Source organism: Xanthobacter sp. 126, assembly GCF_000526175.1.
Taxonomy (GTDB): domain Bacteria; phylum Pseudomonadota; class Alphaproteobacteria; order Rhizobiales; family Xanthobacteraceae; genus Xanthobacter; species Xanthobacter aminoxidans.
Map to the genome: position 1 here is coordinate 4296880 of NZ_JAFO01000001.1, position 22277 is coordinate 4319156.

Genomic DNA, 22277 nt, shown 5'->3' on the forward strand with positions numbered 1-22277 from the left:
GCCTCACTTCTTCTTGGAGTACATGGCGAGCATTCGGCTGGTCACCATGAACCCGCCGAAGATGTTCACCGAGGCAAAGACGAGCGCGACGAAGCCGAAGATGCGCGCGCCCCAGGCGTGGCTGGAATCGCCCACCGTGGTCACGCCGACGGCGAGCAGCGCGCCCACCACGATCACCGACGAGATGGCGTTGGTGACGCTCATCAGCGGGGTGTGCAGCGCCGGGGTCACCGACCACACCACGTAGTAGCCCACGAACACCGCGAGCACGAAGATGGAGAGGCGGAACACGAAGGGGTCGATGGCCCCTCCGGTCGCCGCATGTGCCGCCGCGCCGAGGGCGGAGGCCGCCTGGTCGGCATAGAGCTGCGCGGCTTCCGCTGCCTGCCGCGCGATCTCGGCGGCGGTGCGGGCCTGCATTGCGGCATCCGCCGCGGTCTGGGCTGTGGCGGGATTCATCAGGCCGCTCCCTCGCTGGTCGCTGCGGGATTCTTGGGTGCGAAGTTCGGATGCACGACGGCGCCGTCACGGGTGAGGAGCGTGGCCTTCACCAGCTCGTCGTCCCACTTGACGGCCAGCGCCTTCGACGCCTTGTCCACCATCGTCTCGAAGAAGTTGAACAGGTTCTTGGCGTAGAGCGGCGAGGCCGAGGCGGCGATGCGGCCCGGCACGTTGAGATGACCGACGATCTTCACGCCGTTCACCTCGACCACCTGCCCCGCCACTGCACCGGCGACGTTGCCGCCGCGCTCGACCGCGAGGTCGACCAGCACGGAACCCGGCTTCATGGAGGCCACCATCTCCGCCGTCACGAGGCGCGGCGCAGGCCGGCCCGGGATCAGAGCGGTGGTGATGACGATGTCCTGCTTCTTGATGTGCTCGGCGACGAGGGCAGCCTGCTTGGCCTGATACTCCGCCGACATGGGCTTGGCGTATCCGGCCGCGGTCTCGGCCTGCTTGAACTCCTCGTCCTCGACCGCGACGAACTTGGCGCCCAGCGAGGCGACCTGTTCCTTGGCGGCGGGCCGCACGTCGGTGGCGGTCACGATGGCGCCGAGGCGGCGGGCCGTCGCGATGGCCTGGAGGCCCGCGACGCCAGCGCCCATGACGAAGACGCGCGCGGCCGGAACGGTTCCGGCGGCGGTCATCATCTGCGGCAGGGCGCGGGTGAACTCGGCGGCCGCGTCGATCACCGCGCGATAGCCGGCGAGGTTCGCCTGCGAGGAGAGTACGTCCATCACCTGCGCACGGGTGATGCGCGGCATCAGCTCCATGGCGAAGGAGGCGATCCCGGCACTGGCCATGGCGGCGAGCGCCGCGTCATTGCCGTAGGGATCCATGATGGCGAGGACCAGGGCGCCGGGCTTGTACGACGAAAGTTCGGCTTCCGTCGGCCGGCGAACCTTCAGTACGACTTCGGCGCCGTTCAGCGCATCCGCCGTCGACGGGGCGATGGTGGCCCCTGCGGCCACGAAGTCGGAGTCGAGAATGCCGGACTTCACGCCCGCGCCGCTCTCCACGGTCACGGATGCGCCCAGTGCGACGAGACGCTTCACCGTATCCGGGGTCGCGCCAACCCTCGGCTCGCCGAGATCGATCTCGGCGGGAACAGCGATTTTCATTTCTTGATGTCTCCGGTGCTCCGGCCGCTCAGCGGGTCAGAGGAGGAAAATCCACATCAGGACGAGGATGGCAGCAACGCCGATGGTGCCCCACTTGGCGAGGGCAGTGAACATGGCGTAGGTGCGCTCGTGCTCGGGATAATCGTTACCGTCTGCCGTGGCGTATTCGATCGTGGCGTGTTCAGCCATCTTATCCCCCTGCTCCTAAGCGTCTTCTGACGCCTTTACCGGAGATGGGAATGTCTGGCAACTGCCTTCTGGTGTACAGTATGCCAGATTGAACGGCGCGGCCCGCGAGCCCTTTGCGTCGCACCACATGTTCTTGTTATGTTCCGTTTTCGGTGCTAGCTTTTTAAGCATGAGCCCCGCATCCGATTCCCACGGCCCGCGCACAGCCGCCCCGCCCGTTCCGGGGGGACCAATTGCCGCGCCGATCGCTCCCGCCCTGAAGGCCACCAGGACGGCATCGCCCAAGGCCGTTTCTGCCAAGGCTGTTCCTGCCAAGGCAGCTCCCGCCAAGGCGGCACAGCCCAAGACTGCATCCGGCGACGCCCGCATCGCCTCGCCGCCGGTGAAGACCCGGAGCGATCGGATCATGGGCCGGCTCGCCGAGGAACGCCGAGCGCCGCCCCCTGCCCTGCCGCCGCCGCTGGACGGCGAGGTCGGGACCGGCGTGGAGGCGGACCGGCGGCGCGGCCGGGGCGCGGTCTCCAACGCTGCTGGGCGCTTCGAGCCTGCCGCCCGCGTGCTGTTCGACGACGGCTGGCAGACGCTGGAAGACCTGCCGCCCTTCCGCACCGAGGTGACGGAGGAGCGGGCGCGCACCATCATCACCCGCAACCAGTCCCCCGACATCGCCTTCGATCGCTCCATCAACGCCTACAGGGGCTGCGAGCACGGCTGCATCTATTGCTTCGCGCGGCCCACACACGCCTATCAGGGCCTCTCCGCCGGCCTCGACTTCGAGACCAAGCTGTTCGTGAAGCCGGACGCGCCGGAACTGCTGGCTCGGGAGCTGTCGCACCCCTCCTACAAGCCGCGCGTCATCGCCATGGGGACCAATACCGATCCCTACCAGCCCATCGAGCGGCGCTATGAGCTGACGCGGCGAATCCTGGAGGTACTGGCGGACTTCGGCCATCCGGTTGGCATCGTCACCAAATCGGCGCTGGTGGTGCGCGACATCGATATCCTCGGGCCGATGGCGGAAAAGGGCCTCGCCAAGGTCGCCATCTCCATGACCACGCTCGACCCGCACCTGTCCCGCACCATGGAGCCGCGCGCCGCCAGTCCCCATGTGCGCCTCGGCACCATCCGCCGGCTCGCCGACGCCGGCATTCCCACCGCGGTCCTCACCGCGCCGCTGATCCCGGCGCTGAACGACATGGAGATCGAGCGCATCCTCGACGCCGCCAAGGCCGCCGGGGCATCCGAGGCCGGCTATGTGATGCTGCGCCTGCCGCTGGAGATCGCCGACCTGTTCCGGGAATGGCTGGTGGCCAATTTCCCGGACAAGGCCCGTCACGTGCTGAACCTCATCCGCCAGATGCACGGCGGCAAGGATTACGACTCCACGTTCGGCAAGCGAGGGCGGGGGGAAGGCCCATATGCCTGGACGGTGGGCCGTAGGTTCGAGATCGCCGCCCGCCGCCTCGGCCTCGCGGGGCGGGGACTGAAGCTGACCACCGCACACTTCCGCCACCCCAAGCAGGCGGGCGAGCAGCTCGACCTGTTCGCTTGAAGAGCCCAGCATGACTGCACCCGATCTCAGGCTCCACCTCGTCACGCTCGGCGTGTCCGACCTGTCGCGCGCCGCCGCCTTCTATCGCGCCCTCGGCCTTGTGGAGAGCAAGGCCGGAGAAGGAGAAGCCAGCAACGTCGCCTTCTTCCATGCGGGCAATGTGGTGCTGAGCCTTTTTCCGCGTGGGCGCCTCGCCGAGGATGCGACGCTGGCGGATACCCCGCCGCAGCCCTTCGCCGGCCTCACGCTGGCCTGTAATGTGGGATCGCCGGAGGAGGCCGAGGCCCTGATCGCTCGGGCGGAGGCGGCGGGCGGGCGCGTGGTGAAGCCGGCGCAGAAGGTGTTCTGGGGCGGAACGAGCGGCTATTTCGCCGACCCCGACGGGCATCTGTGGGAGGTCGCCCACAATCCCTTCTTTCCGTTCGATGCCGAGGGCCGGCTGATGCTGCCCGGCGCTTGACCTTCAGGGCGCCGTGCGGCGGTCGCTGCCATAGGCGCGCAGGAACACGCGGACGGCGCCGCGCACCGACTTCTCCACCACCGCCGGATCGGGCGCATCCGGTGCGCCGACGAGGACGGGAATGGTCACGCCATCCTTGCAGAGGGTGAGAAACTGGCTCGCCGCCTGGTTCACATCCTCGATGTCCAGCAGCCCCTGTTCCACCTTGGCCTTCAGGAACACCGAGAGACGGGTAATCCCCTCGCAGGGCCCCGCCTCGAAGAAGCGGCGGCCCACGTCCGGAAACTTGCCGGAGATGGAGATGACGGTCCGCAGAAGGGCGATGCTGCTGGGCCGCAGGATGGCGGTGACAAAGGAGCGGCCGATCTCGGTGAGCGCCGCCTCGATGTCCGCTTCGTCGGGATTCACCACGAACATGCGCTCGGCAGTCTCGCCGCATTCGCTGGAGACGAGCTCGGCGAACAGGTCTTCCTTGTTCTCGAAATAGACGTAGAGCGTGCCCTTGGAGACGCCGGCCGCGCGGGCGATGTCGCCCATGCTGGCGGCATCGAAACCGCGATCGAAGAACACCTGCCGCGCGCCGGAGAGGATCTGGCTGCGCTTCTCGGGGTCCTGGCCCGCGCCGGAGCCGGCTTCATGCGCATCACACGGGCCGCAATCCTCCCGGCCGGCCGCCTGTTGCGGCTTGAGTGCGATATCGCCTTCGCTGTCCGTCATTCCGCCGATCTCTTCCTCTTGTCTTCGTTCTCCGCGATCGCGCGGGCTCTGCGCAAGCACGTTGACGCCCTCCCGGCGCCTTCAGCCGCGGCCATGGCAACGATGACACACGCTGCCCTCCGCGAAGGCCCCGCCTTCCCTCGGGGAGGGGCGGGACACAACTTTTCTGACCGAACCGTTCAGTTCGTTCTTGCATGACCGAAAGCGGTGCGCTATGTCAATATTCATCGAACCAAACCGTTCGGTCATCGCTTGGAACCGCAACCCGCGCGCTGAACGAACCGAGGGAGGAGAGCAACGCCCCCGCTCTCCTCCCTTCCTTTCCCGCCGATCGGTTCGGTCATGACCCGGTGCCGCAACCCCGGTCCTGGCTGATGCGAGAGGGAGGAGAGCAACGCCCCCGCTCTCCTCCCTCTGTTTCCATCGGCCCCGCCTCCCGAATGTCCCGCCGGCCGCCCTTCCGCCCGAGCCGAAGCCGCCCCACCGCGACATTCCGCCACATCCCCTTTGGTGAACGAGCTAAAGCCCCTATTTCCTCGCTCACCGGTCCGGGCCCCTCTGGCGCAGGTCTCCTGCGTGATGTCGGATCAGGCGTGATCTACGCGCTCCGTCCAGAGGCCCCATGGTTCCCTCCGCATCGCCGAGACCCGTTTGACCATGACCGCACAAGGCCCGAAGAGCCGACGGCGTGCGCTGTTCATGGTCAATCCGCACGCCCGCAACGGCGCTCTGCCGCTCGATGCCGTGCGCGCCGTCCTTGAGACCGGCATCGATCTTCTCGAAGCCCCGCTGCCACCGACCGGCGAAGTCTCGGATGTGCTGCGCGCCCGTGCGCCCGAGGTCGATCTCGTCATCCTCGGCGGTGGCGACGGCACGCTCAATGCAGCGGCGTCCGGCCTCTACGACACCCAGCTTCCCCTGGGAGTGCTGCCGCTCGGCACGGCGAACGACTTCGCCCTCACCCTCTCCATTCCCACCGATCCGCTGGCGGCGGCGCGGGTCATCCTCGACCACGCGCCCCGCTTCATCGACCTGGGAGACGTGAACGGCCATCCCTTCCTGAACGTGGCAAGCATCGGCTTTTCCGCCGATCTTGCCCGCGCGCTCACGCGGGAGGCCAAGCGCTATTTCGGCGTGGTGGGCTACGGCATCGTCGCCGCCCGCCTGCTCATGCAATCGCGCCTGTTCACCGCCTACATCGAGCATGATGGGACGGCCGAAGCCGTGCGCACCCTTCAGGTATCAGTGGGAAACGGCCCGCCACTACGGCGGCGGCCTGACGGTGGAGGCGAGCGCCACGGCCGATGACGGCCAGCTCGATTTCTACAGCCTGGAGGTGGACCACTGGTGGCGCCTTCTGGCCCTCCTGCCCTCGCTCCGCGAAGGCACGCAGGGCCAGTGGGACGACGTGCGCGCCTTCCGCACGAAGAAGGTCGTTGTGCGCACCAGCCGTCCGCGCCCTGTGAATACCGACGGCGAACTCGTCACCTTCACCCCGGCGCATTTCAGCATTCGGCCCGCCGCCATCCGTGTCCACGCGCCGCCCCAGACCTGGCCCCAGACCGGCGGCCTCCAGAATTCATCGCAACCCCTCGCTGAAGGCACCCCCTAGATGGACTACCTCCTCCAACTCGCAGCCGATCCCGCCGCGTGGGTCGCCCTGGTGACGCTGGTGGCCATGGAAGTCGTGCTCGGCATCGACAACCTGATCTTCATCTCCATCCTCACCAACAAGCTGCCGGAGCAGTATCGCAGCAAGGCGCGGCGCATCGGCATCAGCCTCGCGCTCATCATGCGTCTCGCCCTGCTCGGCACCATCGCCATCATCGTGCGGCTGACGGCGCCCATCTTCGAGGTGTTCGGCCATGGCTTCTCGTGGCGCGACCTCATCCTCATCGCCGGCGGCCTGTTCCTGGTGTGGAAGGCCACCACCGAGATTCATCACAACGTGGACCCGCAGACCCATGCGGAAGACGTCAAGGACAGCAAGATCACCATCGGCTTCACCGCCGCCATCGTGCAGATCCTGATGCTCGACATCGTGTTCTCCATCGACAGCATCATCACCGCCGTGGGCATGACCGAGCACATCCCGATCATGGTCATCGCCGTGATCGCCGCCGTGACCTGCATGCTGCTCGCCGCGGACCCGCTGGCCCGCTTCATCGAGGGGAACCCCACCGTGGTGATGCTGGCGCTGGGCTTCCTCATCATGATCGGCATGACGCTGATCGCGGAAGGCTTCGGCGCACACGTCCCCAAGGGCTACGTCTACGCCGCCATGGGCTTCTCCACGGCCATCGAAGGCCTGAACATGCTGGTCCGCCGCCGCCGCACGGCCGGCGCAGGGCACTGAGCCGGGAAGGCCCCATGCAAGATGCGGCGCGCGCCGCGCCATCCGGTCGCGCCACCGCATTCCAACGCGCCGCGGGCATGGTTATGCTCGCGGGGCGGGCGGATCGGCCCGCGACTCAAAGGGGCGTCGCCGGCAGTCCGCCGCCCCGCATCCTGTGGCCGAGGTCGAGAATGGCTCATTTTTCCGCGTCCCGTTTCGCCGTCGCGCTGGTGCCGGCGCTGGTGCTGATCGCGTCTGCCGCCCCGGCGCGCGCGCAGGCCTGCCTGGAGCAGATCGTTACGGTTCAGGCAGCGCTCAAGGAGCGCCTGCCCCACCCCAAGAAGCCGCCGGAGCAGGACCAGTCCATCGCGGCGCAGACCGACCGCCAGGCCACGCCGGGCTCGCTCGCCGCGGCGGGCCTGACCCAGCCGGACTCCGGCGCCCTCGGCGCGCTCAACCAGGCCATCAACCTGCAGGCGGCGGGCGACGAGGCCGGCTGCCTCAAGGCGCTCGCCGAGGCCAAGCGGCTGGGTGGCCTGAACTGAGGCCGGGCGGGCTCAGAGCCGGTCGCGCAGGGCGTAGTAGCTGAGGCCCGCCATCATCAGCGGGGTGCGCAGCAGGGTGCCGCCGGGAAAGGGCGGCACCGGCAGGCGGCCGAGCAGATCGAACCGCGAGAGCTGGCCCTGCACCGCCTCGGCGAGAATCTTGCCGAACAGCGGCGCCAGCGCCACGCCCTGGCCGCTGTAGCCGGCCGAGACGAGGACGTTCGGGGAAACCCGCCGCACGAAGGGCAGGCGCGTCATGGTGATGGCCAGCACGCCGCCCCAGGCATAGTCGATGCGGGCTTCGCCGAGCTGCGGGAAGATGCGCAGCATGAAGGGCCGCACGAAGTCCGCCACGTCCGGCCGCAGCCCGCGGCGATAGCTTTCGCCGCCGCCGAACAGCAGCCGGCCGTCGGCGGAGAGGCGGAAATAGTTGATGACGAATCGGCTGTCCGCCACCGCCGCGTCGTTGGCGATGATCTCCTGCGCCAGCTCCCCCAGAGGTTCGGTGGCGGCGATATAGTTGCAGATCGGCATGACATGGGCGTCCACCCGCCGGTCGAGCCCGTCCATCAGTCCGTTGCCGCATTCGAGCAGGAAGTCGGCGACCACGCTGCCGCCGCCGTCGGTAGTGACGGTCACGCCGGCCTCGTCCGTGACCTTGACCGCGCGCGTCCCCTCGTGGATCTCGACCCCGGCCGCGATGGCGGCGGAGCCGAGGCCGAGAGCGAAGTTGAGCGGGTGCAGGTGGCCCGCGCCCTTGTCCAGCAGGCCGCCGTAATAGGCCGAGGTGCCGACCAGCGCGCGGATTTCGTCGCGTGAGAGCGGCTGGAGGGCATCGTAGCCGTAGTTCGCCGCGAGGAAGCGGGCATAGTCGTAGCTGTCCGGGACGTAGCGTGCCTTGTGGTCGGCGAGGATCAGGCCGTCGCGCAGGTCGCAGGGGATGTCGTGCCGGGCGATGAGGCTGCGCACCAGCGCCTTGCCCTCCTCCGCCAGGTCCCACAGCTTGCGGGCATCCTCGGTCCCCACGGTCTTTTCCAGGAAGTCCTGCCCGCGGCGCTGGCCGCTGTGGAGCTGTCCGCCGTTGCGCCCCGAGGCGCCGGAGCCCACCCGCGCGGCCTCCAGCACCACCACCTTGAACCCCGCCTCAGCCAGATGCAGCGCGGCGGACAGGCCCGTATAGCCGGCACCGATGATGCAGACGTCGGCCCGCACAGCGCCCTTCAGTGGCGAGAAGGCGGGGAATGCCGTGGCCGTCGCGGTATACCAGGACCGGGCGTGGCCGGCCGGATTGAGTGGCGCGGCGACCCGGTGCATGGCGCTTTCCTTCTTCTTGTTCTCTTGGTGCACCGGGGCGGCCTCACACGTTGAGCAGAAGGTACTCCCGCTCCCAGGGCGAGATCACCCTCATGAAGGTTTCGAACTCGGCCTGCTTCACCGCCGCGAAGGCGGAGACGAACCGCGCACCCAGCACCTCGGCCAGGGCCTCGTTGTCCTGGAACGCCGCAACCGCCTCGAGCAGTCCGCGGGGCAGGTCGAAATCAAGATTCTTCGCGTCGCCCTCGATCGGGTCCGTGGCGCGCAGGTTCTCGGTCAGGCCGAGATAGCCGCAGGCGAGGGAGGCGGCGATGGCGAGGTAGGGATTGGCGTCCGACGACGGCACCCGGTTCTCCAGCCGCCGCGCCTCGGGGGTGGACGGCGGCACGCGCAGCCCGGCGGTGCGGTTGTCGTAGCCCCATTGCAGGTTGATGGGCGCCATGGAGTCGCGCGTCAGCCGGCGATAGGAGTTCACATAGGGCGCCATGATGCACATGACCGCCGGCAGGTACTTCTGGTGGCCGGCGATGAAGGAGAAGAATTCCGGCGTCGGGTTCCCGTCCTCGTCCGAGAACAAATTGCCCCCGGTGGCGGTGTTGAGGATCGACTGGTGGATGTGCATGGCGCTGCCCGGCTCGTTGGCGATGGGCTTGGCCATGAAGGTCGCATAGATCTTGTGCGCGAGCGCCGCCTCGCGGATGGTGCGCTTGAACAGGAACACCTGGTCCGCCAGCACCAGCGGATCGCCATGGCGCAGGTTGATTTCCATCTGCGCCGCGCCGTCCTCGTGGATCAGCGTGTCGATCTCCAGCCCCTGGGCTTCGGAATAGTCGTAGATGTCCTCGAACAGGGCGTCGAACTCGTTGACCGCCTGGATGGAATAGGACTGGCGGCCGATTTCCGGCCGGCCCGAGCGGCCCACCGGCGGCTTCAGCGGGTAATCGGGATCGGTGTTGGGCTCGACGAGATAGAACTCGATCTCCGGCGCCACCACCGGCTTCCAGCCCTTCTTCTCGTAGAGCGAGATGACGTGCCGCAGCACCTGCCGGGGGGCGAGTTCCACCGGGCGCCCGTCGCGGTGGTAGGCATCATGGATCACCTGGGCGGTGGGGTCCTGCGCCCACGGCACCGAGCACAAGGTGGCGAGGTCCGGCTCCAGCACGAGGTCGCTGTCGGCGATCACCGAATCGACCAGCCCTTCGTAATCGGGATACTCGCCGGAAATGGTCTGGAAGAAGACCGATAGCGGCAGGTTCATCACGGGCGAGGAGAAGAACTTGGAGGCAGGCATGATCTTGCCGCGGGCGACGCCGGCCAGATCGGGAACGGTGCATTCGATCTCGGTGATGCCCCGGCTGGCCATCCAGGCCTTGGCTTCCGTCAGCGATGTCACACCCCGCGGGGCCGTTGCCTGAGCCTTCTGCGCACCCTTGCTGCGTTTCGACATGATGTCCTCGGGCGTGAACCGCTCACGCCCGATCAGGGAACACCTGCGCCGCCGTCAGTGTCAACGCGACGCGGTAGCGGCAAGGCTCACGTTCGGGAAAGATGCAGGAGCGGCGGCCATGTTCCGGTCTGGGACAGGCGCGCGGGCCGCCCCGGAACAGCCATCGAACGAATCACGATCGAATCGCAGCGCCGGCCGTGTTCCCGCTTCTCCCCCTACGAGATGTTGGGCCTCGGCCTCAGCGGTAGCGGATTCGGGGGGACCGCTCAGCGCGGCGCGTTCACCGGCACGGTGCCGGCCTTCGCCTCGGTCTCCAGCGAGGTGGCTTCCAGCAGGGCGGTGCCGATCATGGTCGCGACGGACACCCTGAACGGCGCCATCAGGCGCGTGCCGGCGATGGGCACCAGCCAGACGTAGATATCCTTGTTTTCTGCCATGTATTTGACCGTGTAGCGGGTAGGCCGGTGGCCGGCGACCGGCTGGTAGCGCACGGAACACACCACGGCCGAGCCGGCGTATCCCGCCACCTTCACCGTCTCGGTGCGCTGATAGGTCAGGACGAGATCGTAGCGCTGGCGGCCATCGAACACGGGGACCGAGCGGGCGCAGGCCGCGGCGGACACCATGTCGCCGGTGCCGGGCACATAGACGAAGGCGCCGCTCATGGGGTCGAGAATGTTCTGCAGCACCGCCTGCTCGATGGGGACGCGGTCGGCGGCCGGCTTGAACGGCGGCTCCACCTCCATCTCCTTCACCGCCCCCGAGGCCATGGCGAGGCGCGCGGTCTCCGCCTTGCCGTCGGCCTCGGCGTTGAGCGCGTAGACCTTCGGCACCAGCTTGCCGCCGGAGATGGTACCGCGCGAGGCGGCAACGCCCTTGCCCGACGACACGGCACGCAGCACGCCCGTGACGCGGGCGGAGCCGGAAATCTCGTAGGTCTGGTCCCCGGCCTCGACCTTGATGGACCCACGGCCAAGCTCGACCCCGCCCACGGAGAGCACATATTTGGCATTGAGCTGCCCGTCCGCACGGGCGGGACCGGCAAGGCCTGCGGCAAGGAAAAGGCCGGCCATGGCGGCACCGGCGCGGTGCCGGAAACGGAGCAAAGGAGTGGTCATCGGGGGCGTCGTCATTGCAGAATCCGGAAGGAGACGTCCGGGGGGCCGGCGGACCCGTGTCCCAGAGGCATGCACAGGGAAGGCGGCTGAACTGTGGCCCATCGCCGGACCGGCTGGCAGCCCCGCCGGACCGCCCGCGGGCGGAACCCGCCGGCAGCCGCCTCGGCAATGCCGCGCGAATCCGCATGGGTCATTGACTTTACGGCGGTTTGTCACGATCTTTCCAGCCTACCCTGAGAGGCGGGTTGCGCAGACGACGGCAAGGACCGGCGCCGCGGCCTGTCTACCTCGGGGGATCGTGTTGATTGCCAAGGAGCTGAAGCCATTCGCCGCCCTATGAGACCCGTCGCGCCGGAGAAGGATGGACCGCGCGTCAATGAGGAAATCCGCATCCGCGAAGTCCAGCTGATCGACCAGGACGGTCAGAACCGCGGCGTGGTAGCAATCCGCGATGCGCTGACATTGGCGCAGGAAGCCGGGCTCGATCTCGTGGAGATCTCCCCCAATTCCGCGCCCCCCGTCTGCAAGATCCTCGATTACGGCCGCTTCAAGTACCAGAACCAGAAGAAGGCCAGCGAGGCGCGCAAGAAGCAGAAGGTGGTCGAGGTCAAGGAGATCAAGCTCCGTCCCGGCATCGACGATCACGATTACGACGTGAAGATGCGGGCGATGCAGCGCTTCTTCGAGGAAGGCGACAAGGTGAAGGTCACCCTGCGCTTCCGCGGTCGCGAGATGGCGCATCAGGACATCGGCTACAAGCTGCTGCAGAAGCTCAAGGAAGAAGTTTCGACCGTCGCCAAGGTCGAGGCCGAGCCCATGCTCGAAGGCCGGCAGATGATTATGATTCTCGCCCCGCGTTGATGCGGGGGCACTAAAGAAAAAGCCCGGCGCAGTGCGCCGGGCTTTTCTCGTTTAGGCACCGGGTTTGCGACCCTTGGGCCGTCGGGATCGCGGCCGACAGTGCGGCCGCGCGTCCCTCACGGACAGGGGTGCTGGTACCCGTCGTAGCCGGTGTAGGTACCGGTCGCCGGGTTGTACGAGCGGAACCGCGACATGCAGTAGGCCACCGCATCGTTGGTGTAGACCGGCTCCGCATTGGCCGCCGCCACGGCGCCCAGGGCCAGACCGCTGGCGACGCCGAGTGCAATCCACGCGCCGGTATTGTTGTAGTAGCCCCAACCCCAGCCGGGACGATACCAGCCCCAGCCCGGACGCCACGGCCCCGGACCCCACGCGCCCGGCGGCGGGCGCCAGCCCGGATGACCCCAACCGGGACCACCGGGTCCCCACCCCGGACGGCCGGGACCCCAGCCGGGACGGCCCGGTCCCCAACCGCCCGCATAAGCGGGACGTACATAGCCGGGACGACCCACATAACCCGGGCGCCCCACGTAGCCGGGACGGCCGACATAGCCGGGACGACCGACGTAACCGGGGCGGCCCACGAAGCCAGGGCGGCCGACATAACCCCGACCACCATAGCCGACGCGAGGCCCGCCCATGCGCACGGCGCCCACGCGCGGGCCACCGCCGCCGCGCCAGGCCACCTGTTCCACTGTGCCCACATTGGCCATTGCGGGATTGGCAAGGCCAAGCCGCAGCGCTTGTGCATTCGCGACGGGAACCGAAAGCGAAAGCATGCCTCCCGCGACAGCCGCCGCGGCAAACAATGCCACCCTTCTTGTGCCGAACATGATCTTCACTCCCTCAACACTTTCTATCTTCAGCGGCCTTTGTGTCGAATGTTTCGCGGACGTAGCGGAACTTGCGGCTGGAAAGCGGCGAACTGGTGCATTTCCACGCACATCTGCCGTCGACGATCACGCATGCGTGACAGAAGGCATCCCTCCGTCCTCTGGGGCGTTGACCTGACATCACAAGGAGTTCGGTATGCCCCATCTGCTACGCAAGACCTTCCGGCGGATCACCGTCGGCCTCACCTCCGCGGCCCTCGTCGCTTCCAGCGTCGGTGTGGCCGCCGTGGCGACGGCACCGGCCGCTTCTGCCCAGGCGTTGCGGGCCGGTGCCGCATCGATGAACGTTCAGGCCGCCGCACCGGACGAAGTGCAGGCGCGACGCGGCGGACCCCACCGGGGCCCGGTTGTGCGTGGCCCCGGACGCGGTCCGGGACACGCCGTGCGCGGCCCGGTTCGGGGTCCGGGCTATGGTCGGCCCGGTTACGGCCGGCCCGGCTGGCATGGCCCCCGGCCCGGCTATCACGCCCGCTGGGGGCGGCCCTATTGGCGCAACGGCGGCTGGTACTATCGCAACAACAACGGCGCGTGGATCGCGGCCGGCATCGCGGGCCTCGCCATCGGTGCGGCGGCCGGCGCGGCAGCGGCGAATTCCGGCGGAAATGACGCGGTGTCCTACTGCGCCCAGCGATTCCGCTCTTACAACCCGGCGACCGGCACCTACACCGGCTATGACGGGCTTCAGCATCCCTGCCCCTGAGGCGATCGGCATGTGATAGAGAAGGTCGCCCGCCCAGCGCGGCGGCCTTTCAGGGCTCCCCTCCCCCCGCTTCGGCGGCCCGGCCCTTGCCTTTATGCTCCCGCTCCTGTAACGACTGCCGCCTTCGAACTCGCCGGCGATTAAGGGCTGCCGCGCGGGTTCATACCGCTCAACAGCAACAAGAGGCTGAGCGTCCACCGCCCTCGCGGGCGAGGACCCATGCCACGGAGAGCCAAATGCCCAAGATGAAGACCAAGTCGGGAGCGAAGAAACGCTTCCGTCTGACGGGTACGGGAAAAGTGATCGCGGGTCAGGCCGGCAAGCGCCATGGCATGATCAAGCGGACCAACAACCAGATCCGCAACCAGCGCGGCACGACCATCCTCGCCGAGTGCGACGGCAAGGTCATCCGCAAGTCGTTCCTGCCGAACGGCTGACGCCACTGCGATCTGAAGGAGCTTTTCCATGGCCCGCGTGAAACGTGGCGTTACCTCACACGCCAAGCACAAGAAGGTCTACAAAGCCGCAAAGGGCTTTTACGGCCGCCGCAAGAATACCATCCGCGCTGCGAAGTCGGCCGTCGAACGGTCGATGCAGTATGCCTACCGCGATCGCAAGGTGAAGAAGCGCAACTTCCGCGCGCTCTGGATCCAGCGCATCAACGCCGGTGTGCGCGCGCTCGATCTCGACCTGACCTATTCGCGATTTATCGATGGTCTCGGCAAGGCCGGGATCGAGGTCGATCGCAAGGTGCTCTCGGATATCGCCATCCACGAGCCCGACGCGTTCAAGGCCCTGGTGGAGAAGGCCAAGGCCGCTCTCGTCTGAGAGGCGGCACTCGCCTGAAACGCTGCCTTCGCTTGATCGGCGACAGCGCAGCGCTTTCTCCTCCCGTCTTTTCCGAGACCTTCAAGAGCCCCGTGCGGATCATCCGTCCGGGGCTTTTGCCATTGGGCGCGGCCCGTCTATAAGCGGCGCGACCCGACGCCGGCCCCTCCGCCGGCCTTTTCGTTTTCCGGGATAGGCCCATGTCCGCGACACCATCCGCCACCGATCCGAGCGCCCTTGAAGATCTTCAGGAGAGCCTCTCCGCCGCCATCCTGCGTGCGCAGGACGAGGCCGGCCTTGAGGAGGTGCGCATCGCCGCCCTCGGCAAGAAGGGATCGGTCTCCGAACTGCTGAAGTCGCTGGGCGGCATGAGCCCGGACGAGCGCAAGGTGATAGGCCCCGCCATCAATGGCCTGCGTGACGCGGTGCAGGGCCTCCTCTCCCACCGCCGCGCGGCGCTGAAGAGCGCCGCTCTGGAAGCGCGCCTCGCCACCGAGCGGGTGGACGTGACGCTGCCAGTGCGCGAGGCCCCCGCCGAGATCGGCCGCGTCCACCCCATCGCGCAGGTGACCGAGGAACTGGTCGCCATCTTCGCCGACATGGGCTTCTCGGTGGCGGAAGGCCCGGACATCGAGGACGACTTCCACAATTTCACCGCGCTGAACTTCCCCGCCGGCCACCCGGCCCGCGAGATGCACGACACCTTCTTCCTGCCCCCCGGCGCGGACGGCGAGCGCAAGGTGCTGCGCACCCATACCTCCCCCGTGCAGGTGCGCACCATGCAGGCGAAAAAGCCGCCCATCCGCGTCATCTGCCCCGGCCGCACCTATCGCTGCGATTCGGACCAGACCCACACGCCCATGTTCCATCAGGTGGAAGGGCTGGTGATCGACAAGGGCGCGCACCTCGGCCACCTCAAGTGGATCCTCGAGGAGTTCTGCAAATCGTTCTTCGAGGTGGAGGGCGTGAAGATGCGCTTCCGCCCCTCCTTCTTCCCCTTCACCGAGCCCAGCATGGAAGTGGACATCCAGTGCGATCGCTCCCGCCCTGGCGAGATCCGCTTCGGTGAGGGCAATGACTGGCTGGAAATCCTCGGCTGCGGGATGGTGCATCCCAACGTGCTCAGGAATTGCGGCATCGACCCGGACGAGTACCAGGGCTTCGCCTGGGGCATGGGCATCGATCGCATCGCCATGCTCAAGTATGGCATGAGCGACCTTCGAGCCTTCTTCGAGGCCGACGTGCGCTGGCTCTCCCACTACGGCTTCCGCCCGCTGGACTTCCCCACCCTCGCCGGCGGCCTGAGCGCGTAAGGAGCAGGACCCATGAAATTCACCTACTCCTGGCTCAAGGATCACCTCGAGCCCACCGCCAGCTTCGACCAGATCGTGGAGCGCCTCTCCCTCATCGGCCTTGAAGTCGAGGGCGTGGAGGACAAGGCGAAGCAGCTCGCGCCCTTCGTGGTGGGCGAGGTGCTGACCGCCGAGAAGCACCCGAACGCGGACAAGCTGCGCGTCTGCACCGTTTCCATCGGCAAGAGTGATCCCATCCAGGTGGTGTGCGGCGCGCCGAACGCGCGGGCGGGGCTGAAGACCGTCTTTGCCGCGCCGGGCACGGTCATCCCCACGTCGGGGCTGGAACTGAAGATCGGCAAGATCCGCGACGTGGAAAGCCGCGGCATGCTCTGCTCGGCCCGCGAGATGGGCCTGTCGGAGGAGCATGACGGTATCCTGGAGCTGCCGGAGGACGCCCCAGTAGGCGCGCCCTTCGCGGAGGTGCTTGGGCTGAACGACCCGGTGATCGAGATCGCCGTGACGCCCAACCGCGCCGACTGCCTCGGTGTCTCCGGCGTCGCCCGCGACCTCGCGGCCGCCGGCCTCGGCGAATTGATGGCGCCGCGGGTGAAGCCCGTCGAGGGCACGTTCCCCGCCCCGCTGAAGGTTACGCTGGAGTTCGGCGAGACCTCTCCCCTTTGCCCGGCCTTCGCGCTGCGCGTGGTGAAGGGCGTGAAGAACGGCCCCTCCCCCCAGTGGCTGCAGGATCGCCTGCGCGCCATCGGCCTGCGCCCCATCAACGCGCTGGTGGACGTCACCAATTTCATGACGTTCGACCGCAACCGGCCGCTGCACGTCTTCGACCTCGCCAAGGTCTCGGGCAACCTCGTGGTGCGCCGGGCCAAGGGCGGCGAGACGCTGCTGGCGCTCGACGGCAAGACCTACACGCTCGACGAGAGCATGTGCGTCATCGCCGACGACAAGGGCGTGGAGAGCCTCGCCGGCATCATGGGCGGCGAAGACTCGGGCTGCGATGAGAGCACCACCGACGTGGTGATCGAATCGGCGCTCTGGGATGCCATCAACATCGCCCAGACCGGCCGCAAGCTCAGCATCAATTCCGATGCCCGCTTCCGCTTCGAGCGTGGCGTGGATCCGGCATTCACCCTGCCGGGCCTCGACCTCGCCACCCACCTCATCCTTGAGCTGTGCAGCGGCGAGCCGTCCGAGATGGTGCTGGCCGGTGCCATTCCCGATCCCTCCCGTACCATCGCCTTCCCCCTCACCGAGGTGAAGCGGCTGACCGGGCTGGAAGCCTCCGAGGACGAGATTCGCGGCGTGCTGGAGAAGCTCGGCTTCGCCGTCTCCGGTGCGGCGCCGGTGCTCGATGTGGTGCCGCCCTCCTGGCGCGGCGACATCGAGGGCAAGGCGGACCTCGTGGAAGAGGTCGTGCGCATCCTCGGCCTGGAGCGCGTGCCCTCCACCGAGCTGCCCCGCGGGGCGGATGCCCGCAAGGCGGTGCTGACCACCCTCCAGCTGCGCGGCCGCAAGGCCCGCCGCGCGCTGGCGGCGCGCGGCATGGTGGAAGCGGTCACCTGGTCCTTCGTGTCCAAGGAGGCCGCCAGGCTGTTCGGCGGAGGCGCAGACGCCCTCGCTTTGTCGAATCCCATCGCCTCCGACCTCTCGGACATGCGCCCGAGCCTTCTGCCCGGCCTCATCAAGGCGGCCGGCGCCAATGCAGCGCGCGGCGCGGGCGACGTGGCCCTGTTCGAGGTGGGACAGGTCTTCCTCGGCGACGGCCCCGGCGACCAGCGCCAGGCCGCCTCCGGCATCCGCCGTGGCACGGCCAAGACCTCGGGCGGCGGACGCCACTGGGCGGGCAATGCGGCGGCGGTGGATGCCTTCGACGCCAAGGCAGACGCCCTCGCCGCGCTTGCCGCCTGCGGGGCGCCGGTGGCGAATCTGCAGGTCACCACCGATGCCCCCGGCTGGTACCACCCCGGCCGCTCCGGCACGCTGCGCCTCGGCTCCAACGCCATGGCCCATTTCGGCGAGATCCATCCCGCCGTGCTGGAGGCCCTGGACGTGACCGGGCCACTGGTCGCCTTCGAGATCGTGCTCGACAAGATCCCGGAGCCCAAGGCCAAGGCGACACGGGTGAAGCCGAATCTCGACCTCTCGCCGTTCCAGGCGGTGAAGCGCGACTTCGCCTTCCTCGTGGGCCGGGACGTCGCGGCGGCGGACATCCTCAAGGCCGCACAGGGGGCGGACAAGAAGCTCGTCACCGGCGTCGGCGTGTTCGACCTCTACGAGGGCAAGGGCATAGATCCCGACAAGAAGTCGGTGGCCGTGGAAGTCACGCTCCAGCCGCGCGAGCGCACGCTCACCGACAAGGAGATCGACGAGGTCGCCGGGCGCATCGTCGCGGAAGTGGCGAAGAAGACCGGCGCCACGTTGCGCGCCTGACGAGAAGTGCCGGCGACGCGTGTTGTCCCCATGCTTTGGATTGACGCGCGCCGCTGCTGCCCCTATAAGCCGAGCCCGAACTCAGGCGGCTGCGGCGGCCGGAGCCCAGCCTTCATTGCCGCTTGATCCTTATGGATCGGGCCGCAAGCCAGGCAGCAGCGAACCATCGCCGTCGCAGCGCCGCTGCTGGGGTCCGATCCGCAAGACGGCCTCAAGACATCTGGAGATTTGACCGTGAAGCGCACCTATCAACCCAGCAAGCTCGTGCGCAAGCGCCGCCACGGCTTCCGTGCGCGCATGGAGACCCGCAACGGCCGCAAGATCATTGCCGCCCGCCGCGCCCACGGCCGCAAGCGCCTGTCCGCCTGAGGGTGGACCCTCGCGGAGCTGCCCGACTTCGGGAGCCGTCCAACGTGGAACGCCCCTCGGACTTCAATCCGGATCGTCTCCGCCGGCTGGACCGTCTCAAGAAACGCCGTGATTTCCTCGCTGCGGCCAAGGCCGAGCGTGCCGGCGTCGCCTCCTTCCTCATGCAGGGCCGCGATCGCGGCGATGGGGCAGGTGTGCGCGTCGGCTTCACCGTGACCAAGAAGACCGGCAATTCCGTCGTGCGAAATCGCATCCGCCGCCGCCTCCGCGAGGCCGTGCGGCAGGTGCTGCCGGAAGCCGGGCGACCCGGCTTCGATTATGTGCTGGTGGCCCGCGAGGCCTCGCTGCGCACCCCCTTCGACAGCCTCGTGTCCGAGATGGAGCGCGCCGTGCGCAAGCTGCACGCGCCCAAGGCCCCCAAAGATAGGGCTCCAAAGGACAGGGCTTCCAAGGATACCCCCCCGAAAGACAAGGCGCGGTCCCGACAGGGCGCGCCGCGGGTCTTAAAAGAGTCGCTGCCGGCGTCTAAGGACGCGGCACGCTCCGCTGGCGATGCCGGCTTGCACACTCCCGATTTGACGATGCCGCCGACGGAGACCCTCCGGCATGAGTGAAAACCGCAACATGTTCATCGCCATCGGCCTGTCGATGGCGATCCTCATCGGCTGGCAGTTCTTCTTCGGCATTCCGCAGGCGGAAAAGCAGCGGCAGGCCGCCGAGCAGCAGCGAATCGTCCAGCAGGCGCAGCAGCAGGCCCAGTCCGACACCACGCCGGCACCGGGTGCCGCTCCGGGAACGACCCCCGCGGGCCTGCCCCAGACGGGCGCGCCGGGCGCAGGCCGGGCCCTGACCCGCGCCGAGGCCATCGCTGCCTCTCCCCGCGCGCCCATCGCCACCCAGCGCCTCAGCGGCTCGATCTCGCTGCGCGGCGCCCGCGCGGACGACCTGCTCCTGACCGAGTATCACGAGACGGTGGACCCCAAGAGCCCGAACATCGTGCTCCTGTCGCCGTCCGGCGGTCCCAATCCCTTCTATGCGGAATTCGGCTGGACCTCGGCCGCCGGCGCCGGCGTCGCCGTGCCCGGCCCGGACACGCTCTGGACCGCCCAGCCCGGCGCCACCCTGACCGAGAAGACCCCTCTCGTCCTCACCTGGGACAACGGGCAGGGCCTGACCTTCCGCCGTACCTTCACCATCGACGACCACTACATGTTCGCGGTGAAGGACGAGGTGGAGAATAAGGGTTCCGCCTCGGCCACCCTCTATCCCTACGCCCTCGTCTCGCGGCACGGCGTGCCGCACGTGGCCGGCTTCTACATCCTGCATGAAGGCCTGATCGGCGTCCTCGGCGACAACGGCCTGCAGGAAGTCACCTACGCCAAGATGGACAAGGAGAAGCCGCTCGCCTTCTCCGCCACCGGCGGCTGGCTCGGCATCACGGACAAATACTGGGCGGCGACCGTCATTCCCGACCAGAGCGTGAAGGTGGACGCCAAGTTCTCCTCCGCCATGATCAACGGCGTGCAGACCTTCCAGACCGACTATCTCGCCCAGCCCCTCACGGTGGAGCCGGGCAGCAAGATCGCCTCCTCCGGCCAGCTCTTCGCCGGCGCCAAGGTGGTTCAGGTGGTGGACGGCTACGCCGAGTCCTACAAGATCGACCGCTTCGACCGGCTGATCGACTGGGGCTGGTTCTATTTCATCACCAAGCCGCTGTTCCTCGTCATCGACTGGATCTATCGCGTCGTCGGCAATTTCGGCGTCGCCATCCTGGTGGTGACGGTGCTGCTGAAGGGCATCTTCTTCCCCCTCGCCAACAAGTCCTACGCCTCCATGGCGAAGATGAAGGCGGTGCAGCCGGAACTCACCTCCATCCGCGAGCGCTACGCCGACGACAAGGTGAAGCAGCAGCAGGCGATGATGGAGCTGTACAAGAAGGAGAAGATCAATCCGGTGGCGGGGTGCCTGCCCATCCTGATCCAGATCCCGGTGTTCTTCGCCCTCTACAAGGTGCTGTTCGTCACCATCGAGATGCGGCATGCGCCGTTCTTCGGCTGGATCCGCGATCTCTCGGCGCCCGACCCGACCACGGTGTTCAACCTGTTCGGCCTCATCCCGTGGGATCCCGGCTCCGTGCCGGTCATCGGCAGCTATCTCCTGCTCGGCGCCTGGCCGCTCATCATGGGCGTGACCATGTGGGTGCAGATGAAGCTGAACCCGGCCCCGCCGGACCCGACCCAGCAGATGATCTTCAACTGGATGCCCATCATCTTCACCTTCATGCTGGCGCACTTCGCCGCCGGCCTGGTGATCTACTGGGCCTGGAACAACACGCTCTCCGTCACCCAGCAGGCCGTCATCATGCGGCGCAACGGGGTGAAGATCGAGCTGTGGGACAACATCAAGGGCGCCCTCGGCTTCGGCAAGAAATCGGCGGCCAAGGGATAGCCTCCCGTCACCGCCCGGACATCAGGACGCCGCGCCCCGCAAGGAGCGCGGCGTCTTTCGTTTCGGGGCGCTCTCAAATCGGGTCGCGGGCTACAGCCTTCGCGGGGGTGCTGCCGGAGACGTGGTCCGGCAGATAGCAGCGGCCGCCCTCCCCGCCCGGCATCTGCGGCAGGAAGCTCGCCCCTTCGCGCTCGAGGAAATCCATCAGCGCCTGACCGGCCGGCAGCAGGCGCTTGTCGCGGGCGCGCACCGCCAGCCACTGGCGCACCACCGGCAGCCCCTCCACCTCCAGCACCCGCAGCCGGCCGTCAGCCACCTCCGCCGCCACCGTATGGGCGGAGATGAATGCGAGGCCGAGGCCGGCCATCACCGACTGCTTGATGGTCTCGTTGGAGCCGATCTCCATGGCGATGGGCGGGTTGGGCGCCCCCGCCTCCTCGAATACCCGCTCCATGAGGATGCGCGTGCCCGATCCCGGCTCGCGCACCAGAAGCGATTCGCGGGTGAGATCGGCCGGGGTGATTCGCTTGCGCCGCTTGAACAGGGGATGGTCGACGGGCGCCACGACGATGTGCGGATGGTCGCCGATCAGCCGCGTCTCCGCCTCGAGCGCCGGCGGTGGACGGCCCATGATGGCCACGTCGAAATCAAGGCTCACAATGCCCCGGATGATGTCCTCGCGGTTGCCGATGATAAGCCGAAGCTCGATTTCCGGCCGGCGGCGGCGGAAGGCGGCGAGCGCCATGGGAGCGAAATATTTGGCGGTGGAGACCACCCCCACCACCACAGAACCGCGCTCGGGGCTCTTCAGCGCCGCTATGGCCCGCTCCGCCTCCGACAAGGCACGCGCGATGCGCTCCTGAGCAGAAAGAAGCTCCTGTCCAGCGGCGGTCGGTCGCAGACGCCCGTCCACCCGCTCGAACACCGGGACGCCGATGTCCTCCTCCAGCGCCTTCATCTGAGCGGTGACGGCGGGCGGGCTCAAACCCATGTCCTGCGCGGCTTTGGCATAGGAGCCGGAGGCCGCGGCGAGGGCCACGAGGCGGAGCTGTCGAAGGGTCCAGTGGGGCGCCACTTCAGATTTCCTGAATGCCTACTTCATATCATTTAAATTTACCTGAAATCGGTGCGGGGGCAAG

22 protein-coding genes and 1 pseudogene are annotated in these 22277 nt (G+C 67.8%); 14 read left to right on the forward strand and 9 right to left on the reverse strand.

Annotated features, from left to right (window positions below; genetic code table 11):
• Window positions 1-3: 3 nt before the first annotated feature.
• The 3 genes from XAN126_RS0120320 to XAN126_RS0120330 are packed head-to-tail and all read right to left on the reverse strand — an operon-like array spanning window position 4 to window position 1811.
• Window positions 4-459 (reverse strand): proton-translocating transhydrogenase family protein, encoded by a 456-nt coding sequence (locus XAN126_RS0120320; RefSeq protein ID WP_024280400.1) that lies wholly within the window; start codon window positions 457-459, stop codon window positions 4-6.
• Window positions 459-1622, reverse strand: a complete 1164-nt coding sequence (locus tag XAN126_RS0120325) for a Re/Si-specific NAD(P)(+) transhydrogenase subunit alpha (protein ID WP_024280401.1) — start codon at window positions 1620-1622, stop codon at window positions 459-461. Before XAN126_RS0120325 ends, XAN126_RS0120320 begins: the two co-directional genes overlap by 1 nt.
• A gap of 36 nt (window positions 1623-1658) precedes the next feature.
• Window positions 1659-1811, reverse strand: a complete 153-nt coding sequence (locus XAN126_RS0120330; protein ID WP_024280402.1) for an aa3-type cytochrome c oxidase subunit IV — start codon at window positions 1809-1811, stop codon at window positions 1659-1661.
• A 169-nt stretch (window positions 1812-1980) separates the two neighbouring features.
• On the opposite strand from XAN126_RS0120330, the gene XAN126_RS0120335 reads away from it, so the two are divergent.
• Together XAN126_RS0120335 and XAN126_RS0120340 are read left to right on the forward strand one after the other, a co-directional pair.
• Window positions 1981-3363, forward strand: a complete 1383-nt coding sequence (locus XAN126_RS0120335) for a PA0069 family radical SAM protein (RefSeq protein ID WP_245272304.1) — start codon at window positions 1981-1983, stop codon at window positions 3361-3363.
• A gap of 10 nt (window positions 3364-3373) precedes the next feature.
• A complete protein-coding gene (locus tag XAN126_RS0120340; RefSeq protein ID WP_024280404.1) occupies window positions 3374-3823 on the forward strand; it encodes a VOC family protein in 450 nt (149 codons plus the stop codon).
• Window positions 3824-3826: 3 nt separating this feature from the next.
• Here XAN126_RS0120340 and XAN126_RS0120345 read toward each other — a convergent pair whose 3' ends face one another.
• The gene (locus XAN126_RS0120345; protein WP_024280405.1) at window positions 3827-4540 is read right to left on the reverse strand and encodes a TetR/AcrR family transcriptional regulator; all 714 of its coding nucleotides are present in this window, start codon (window positions 4538-4540) and stop codon (window positions 3827-3829) included.
• 657 nt (window positions 4541-5197) lie between these two features.
• On the opposite strand from XAN126_RS0120345, the pseudogene XAN126_RS26585 reads away from it, so the two are divergent.
• The 3 genes and pseudogenes from XAN126_RS26585 to XAN126_RS0120360 all read left to right on the forward strand — a co-directional run bounded on the left by XAN126_RS26585 (window position 5198) and on the right by XAN126_RS0120360 (window position 7420).
• Window positions 5198-6152, forward strand: a pseudogene (locus XAN126_RS26585) (lipid kinase).
• The gene (locus tag XAN126_RS0120355; RefSeq protein WP_024280406.1) at window positions 6153-6896 is read left to right on the forward strand and encodes a TerC family protein; all 744 of its coding nucleotides are present in this window, start codon (window positions 6153-6155) and stop codon (window positions 6894-6896) included.
• 170 nt (window positions 6897-7066) lie between these two features.
• Window positions 7067-7420 (forward strand): hypothetical protein, encoded by a 354-nt coding sequence (locus XAN126_RS0120360; protein WP_024280407.1) that lies wholly within the window; start codon window positions 7067-7069, stop codon window positions 7418-7420.
• A 12-nt stretch (window positions 7421-7432) separates the two neighbouring features.
• On the opposite strand, the gene XAN126_RS0120365 is transcribed toward XAN126_RS0120360, so the two are convergent.
• From XAN126_RS0120365 to XAN126_RS0120375, 3 genes are all read right to left on the reverse strand, one after another.
• A complete protein-coding gene (locus tag XAN126_RS0120365) occupies window positions 7433-8734 on the reverse strand; it encodes an FAD-binding oxidoreductase (protein ID WP_024280408.1) in 1302 nt (433 codons plus the stop codon).
• 43 nt (window positions 8735-8777) lie between these two features.
• Window positions 8778-10181 (reverse strand): glutamine synthetase family protein, encoded by a 1404-nt coding sequence (locus tag XAN126_RS0120370; protein WP_024280409.1) that lies wholly within the window; start codon window positions 10179-10181, stop codon window positions 8778-8780.
• Window positions 10182-10447: 266 nt separating this feature from the next.
• A complete protein-coding gene (locus XAN126_RS0120375; protein WP_155982363.1) occupies window positions 10448-11314 on the reverse strand; it encodes a DUF3108 domain-containing protein in 867 nt (288 codons plus the stop codon).
• A 321-nt stretch (window positions 11315-11635) separates the two neighbouring features.
• On the opposite strand from XAN126_RS0120375, the gene infC reads away from it, so the two are divergent.
• Complete coding sequence (infC, locus tag XAN126_RS0120380) at window positions 11636-12160, forward strand: translation initiation factor IF-3 (RefSeq protein WP_024280411.1); 525 nt, start codon at window positions 11636-11638, stop codon at window positions 12158-12160.
• Window positions 12161-12276: 116 nt separating this feature from the next.
• Here infC and XAN126_RS28480 read toward each other — a convergent pair whose 3' ends face one another.
• Entirely contained in the window at window positions 12277-12690 is a 414-nt protein-coding gene (locus XAN126_RS28480; RefSeq protein WP_155982364.1) for a BA14K family protein, read from the reverse strand.
• Between the two features lie 499 nt (window positions 12691-13189).
• Between XAN126_RS28480 and XAN126_RS0120385 the strand changes: the two genes are divergently transcribed.
• The 8 genes from XAN126_RS0120385 to yidC all read left to right on the forward strand — a co-directional run bounded on the left by XAN126_RS0120385 (window position 13190) and on the right by yidC (window position 21138).
• Window positions 13190-13753, forward strand: a complete 564-nt coding sequence (locus XAN126_RS0120385) for a BA14K family protein (protein WP_024280412.1) — start codon at window positions 13190-13192, stop codon at window positions 13751-13753.
• Window positions 13754-13989: 236 nt separating this feature from the next.
• Window positions 13990-14190, forward strand: a complete 201-nt coding sequence (gene rpmI, locus XAN126_RS0120390) for a 50S ribosomal protein L35 (RefSeq protein WP_024280413.1) — start codon at window positions 13990-13992, stop codon at window positions 14188-14190.
• A gap of 28 nt (window positions 14191-14218) precedes the next feature.
• Window positions 14219-14581 carry a 50S ribosomal protein L20 gene (rplT, locus tag XAN126_RS0120395; protein WP_024280414.1) on the forward strand — a complete coding sequence of 121 codons (363 nt, stop codon included), beginning with the start codon at window positions 14219-14221 and terminating at the stop codon, window positions 14579-14581.
• A gap of 200 nt (window positions 14582-14781) precedes the next feature.
• Window positions 14782-15894, forward strand: coding sequence for a phenylalanine--tRNA ligase subunit alpha (gene pheS, locus XAN126_RS0120400; protein ID WP_024280415.1), 1113 nt, complete (start codon window positions 14782-14784; stop codon window positions 15892-15894).
• 12 nt (window positions 15895-15906) lie between these two features.
• Window positions 15907-18321 carry a phenylalanine--tRNA ligase subunit beta gene (gene pheT, locus XAN126_RS0120405; RefSeq protein WP_024280416.1) on the forward strand — a complete coding sequence of 805 codons (2415 nt, stop codon included), beginning with the start codon at window positions 15907-15909 and terminating at the stop codon, window positions 18319-18321.
• A gap of 234 nt (window positions 18322-18555) precedes the next feature.
• The gene (gene rpmH / locus XAN126_RS0120410; RefSeq protein ID WP_024280417.1) at window positions 18556-18690 is read left to right on the forward strand and encodes a 50S ribosomal protein L34; all 135 of its coding nucleotides are present in this window, start codon (window positions 18556-18558) and stop codon (window positions 18688-18690) included.
• 44 nt (window positions 18691-18734) lie between these two features.
• Window positions 18735-19304 (forward strand): ribonuclease P protein component, encoded by a 570-nt coding sequence (gene rnpA / locus XAN126_RS27995; protein WP_245272305.1) that lies wholly within the window; start codon window positions 18735-18737, stop codon window positions 19302-19304.
• Window positions 19297-21138 carry a membrane protein insertase YidC gene (gene yidC, locus XAN126_RS0120420; RefSeq protein ID WP_024280419.1) on the forward strand — a complete coding sequence of 614 codons (1842 nt, stop codon included), beginning with the start codon at window positions 19297-19299 and terminating at the stop codon, window positions 21136-21138. The genes rnpA and yidC overlap by 8 nt, the downstream gene beginning before the upstream one ends.
• A 73-nt stretch (window positions 21139-21211) precedes the next feature.
• On the opposite strand, the gene XAN126_RS0120425 is transcribed toward yidC, so the two are convergent.
• Window positions 21212-22213, reverse strand: a complete 1002-nt coding sequence (locus XAN126_RS0120425; RefSeq protein WP_024280420.1) for a LysR family transcriptional regulator — start codon at window positions 22211-22213, stop codon at window positions 21212-21214.
• Between the last annotated feature and the right edge of the window lie 64 nt (window positions 22214-22277).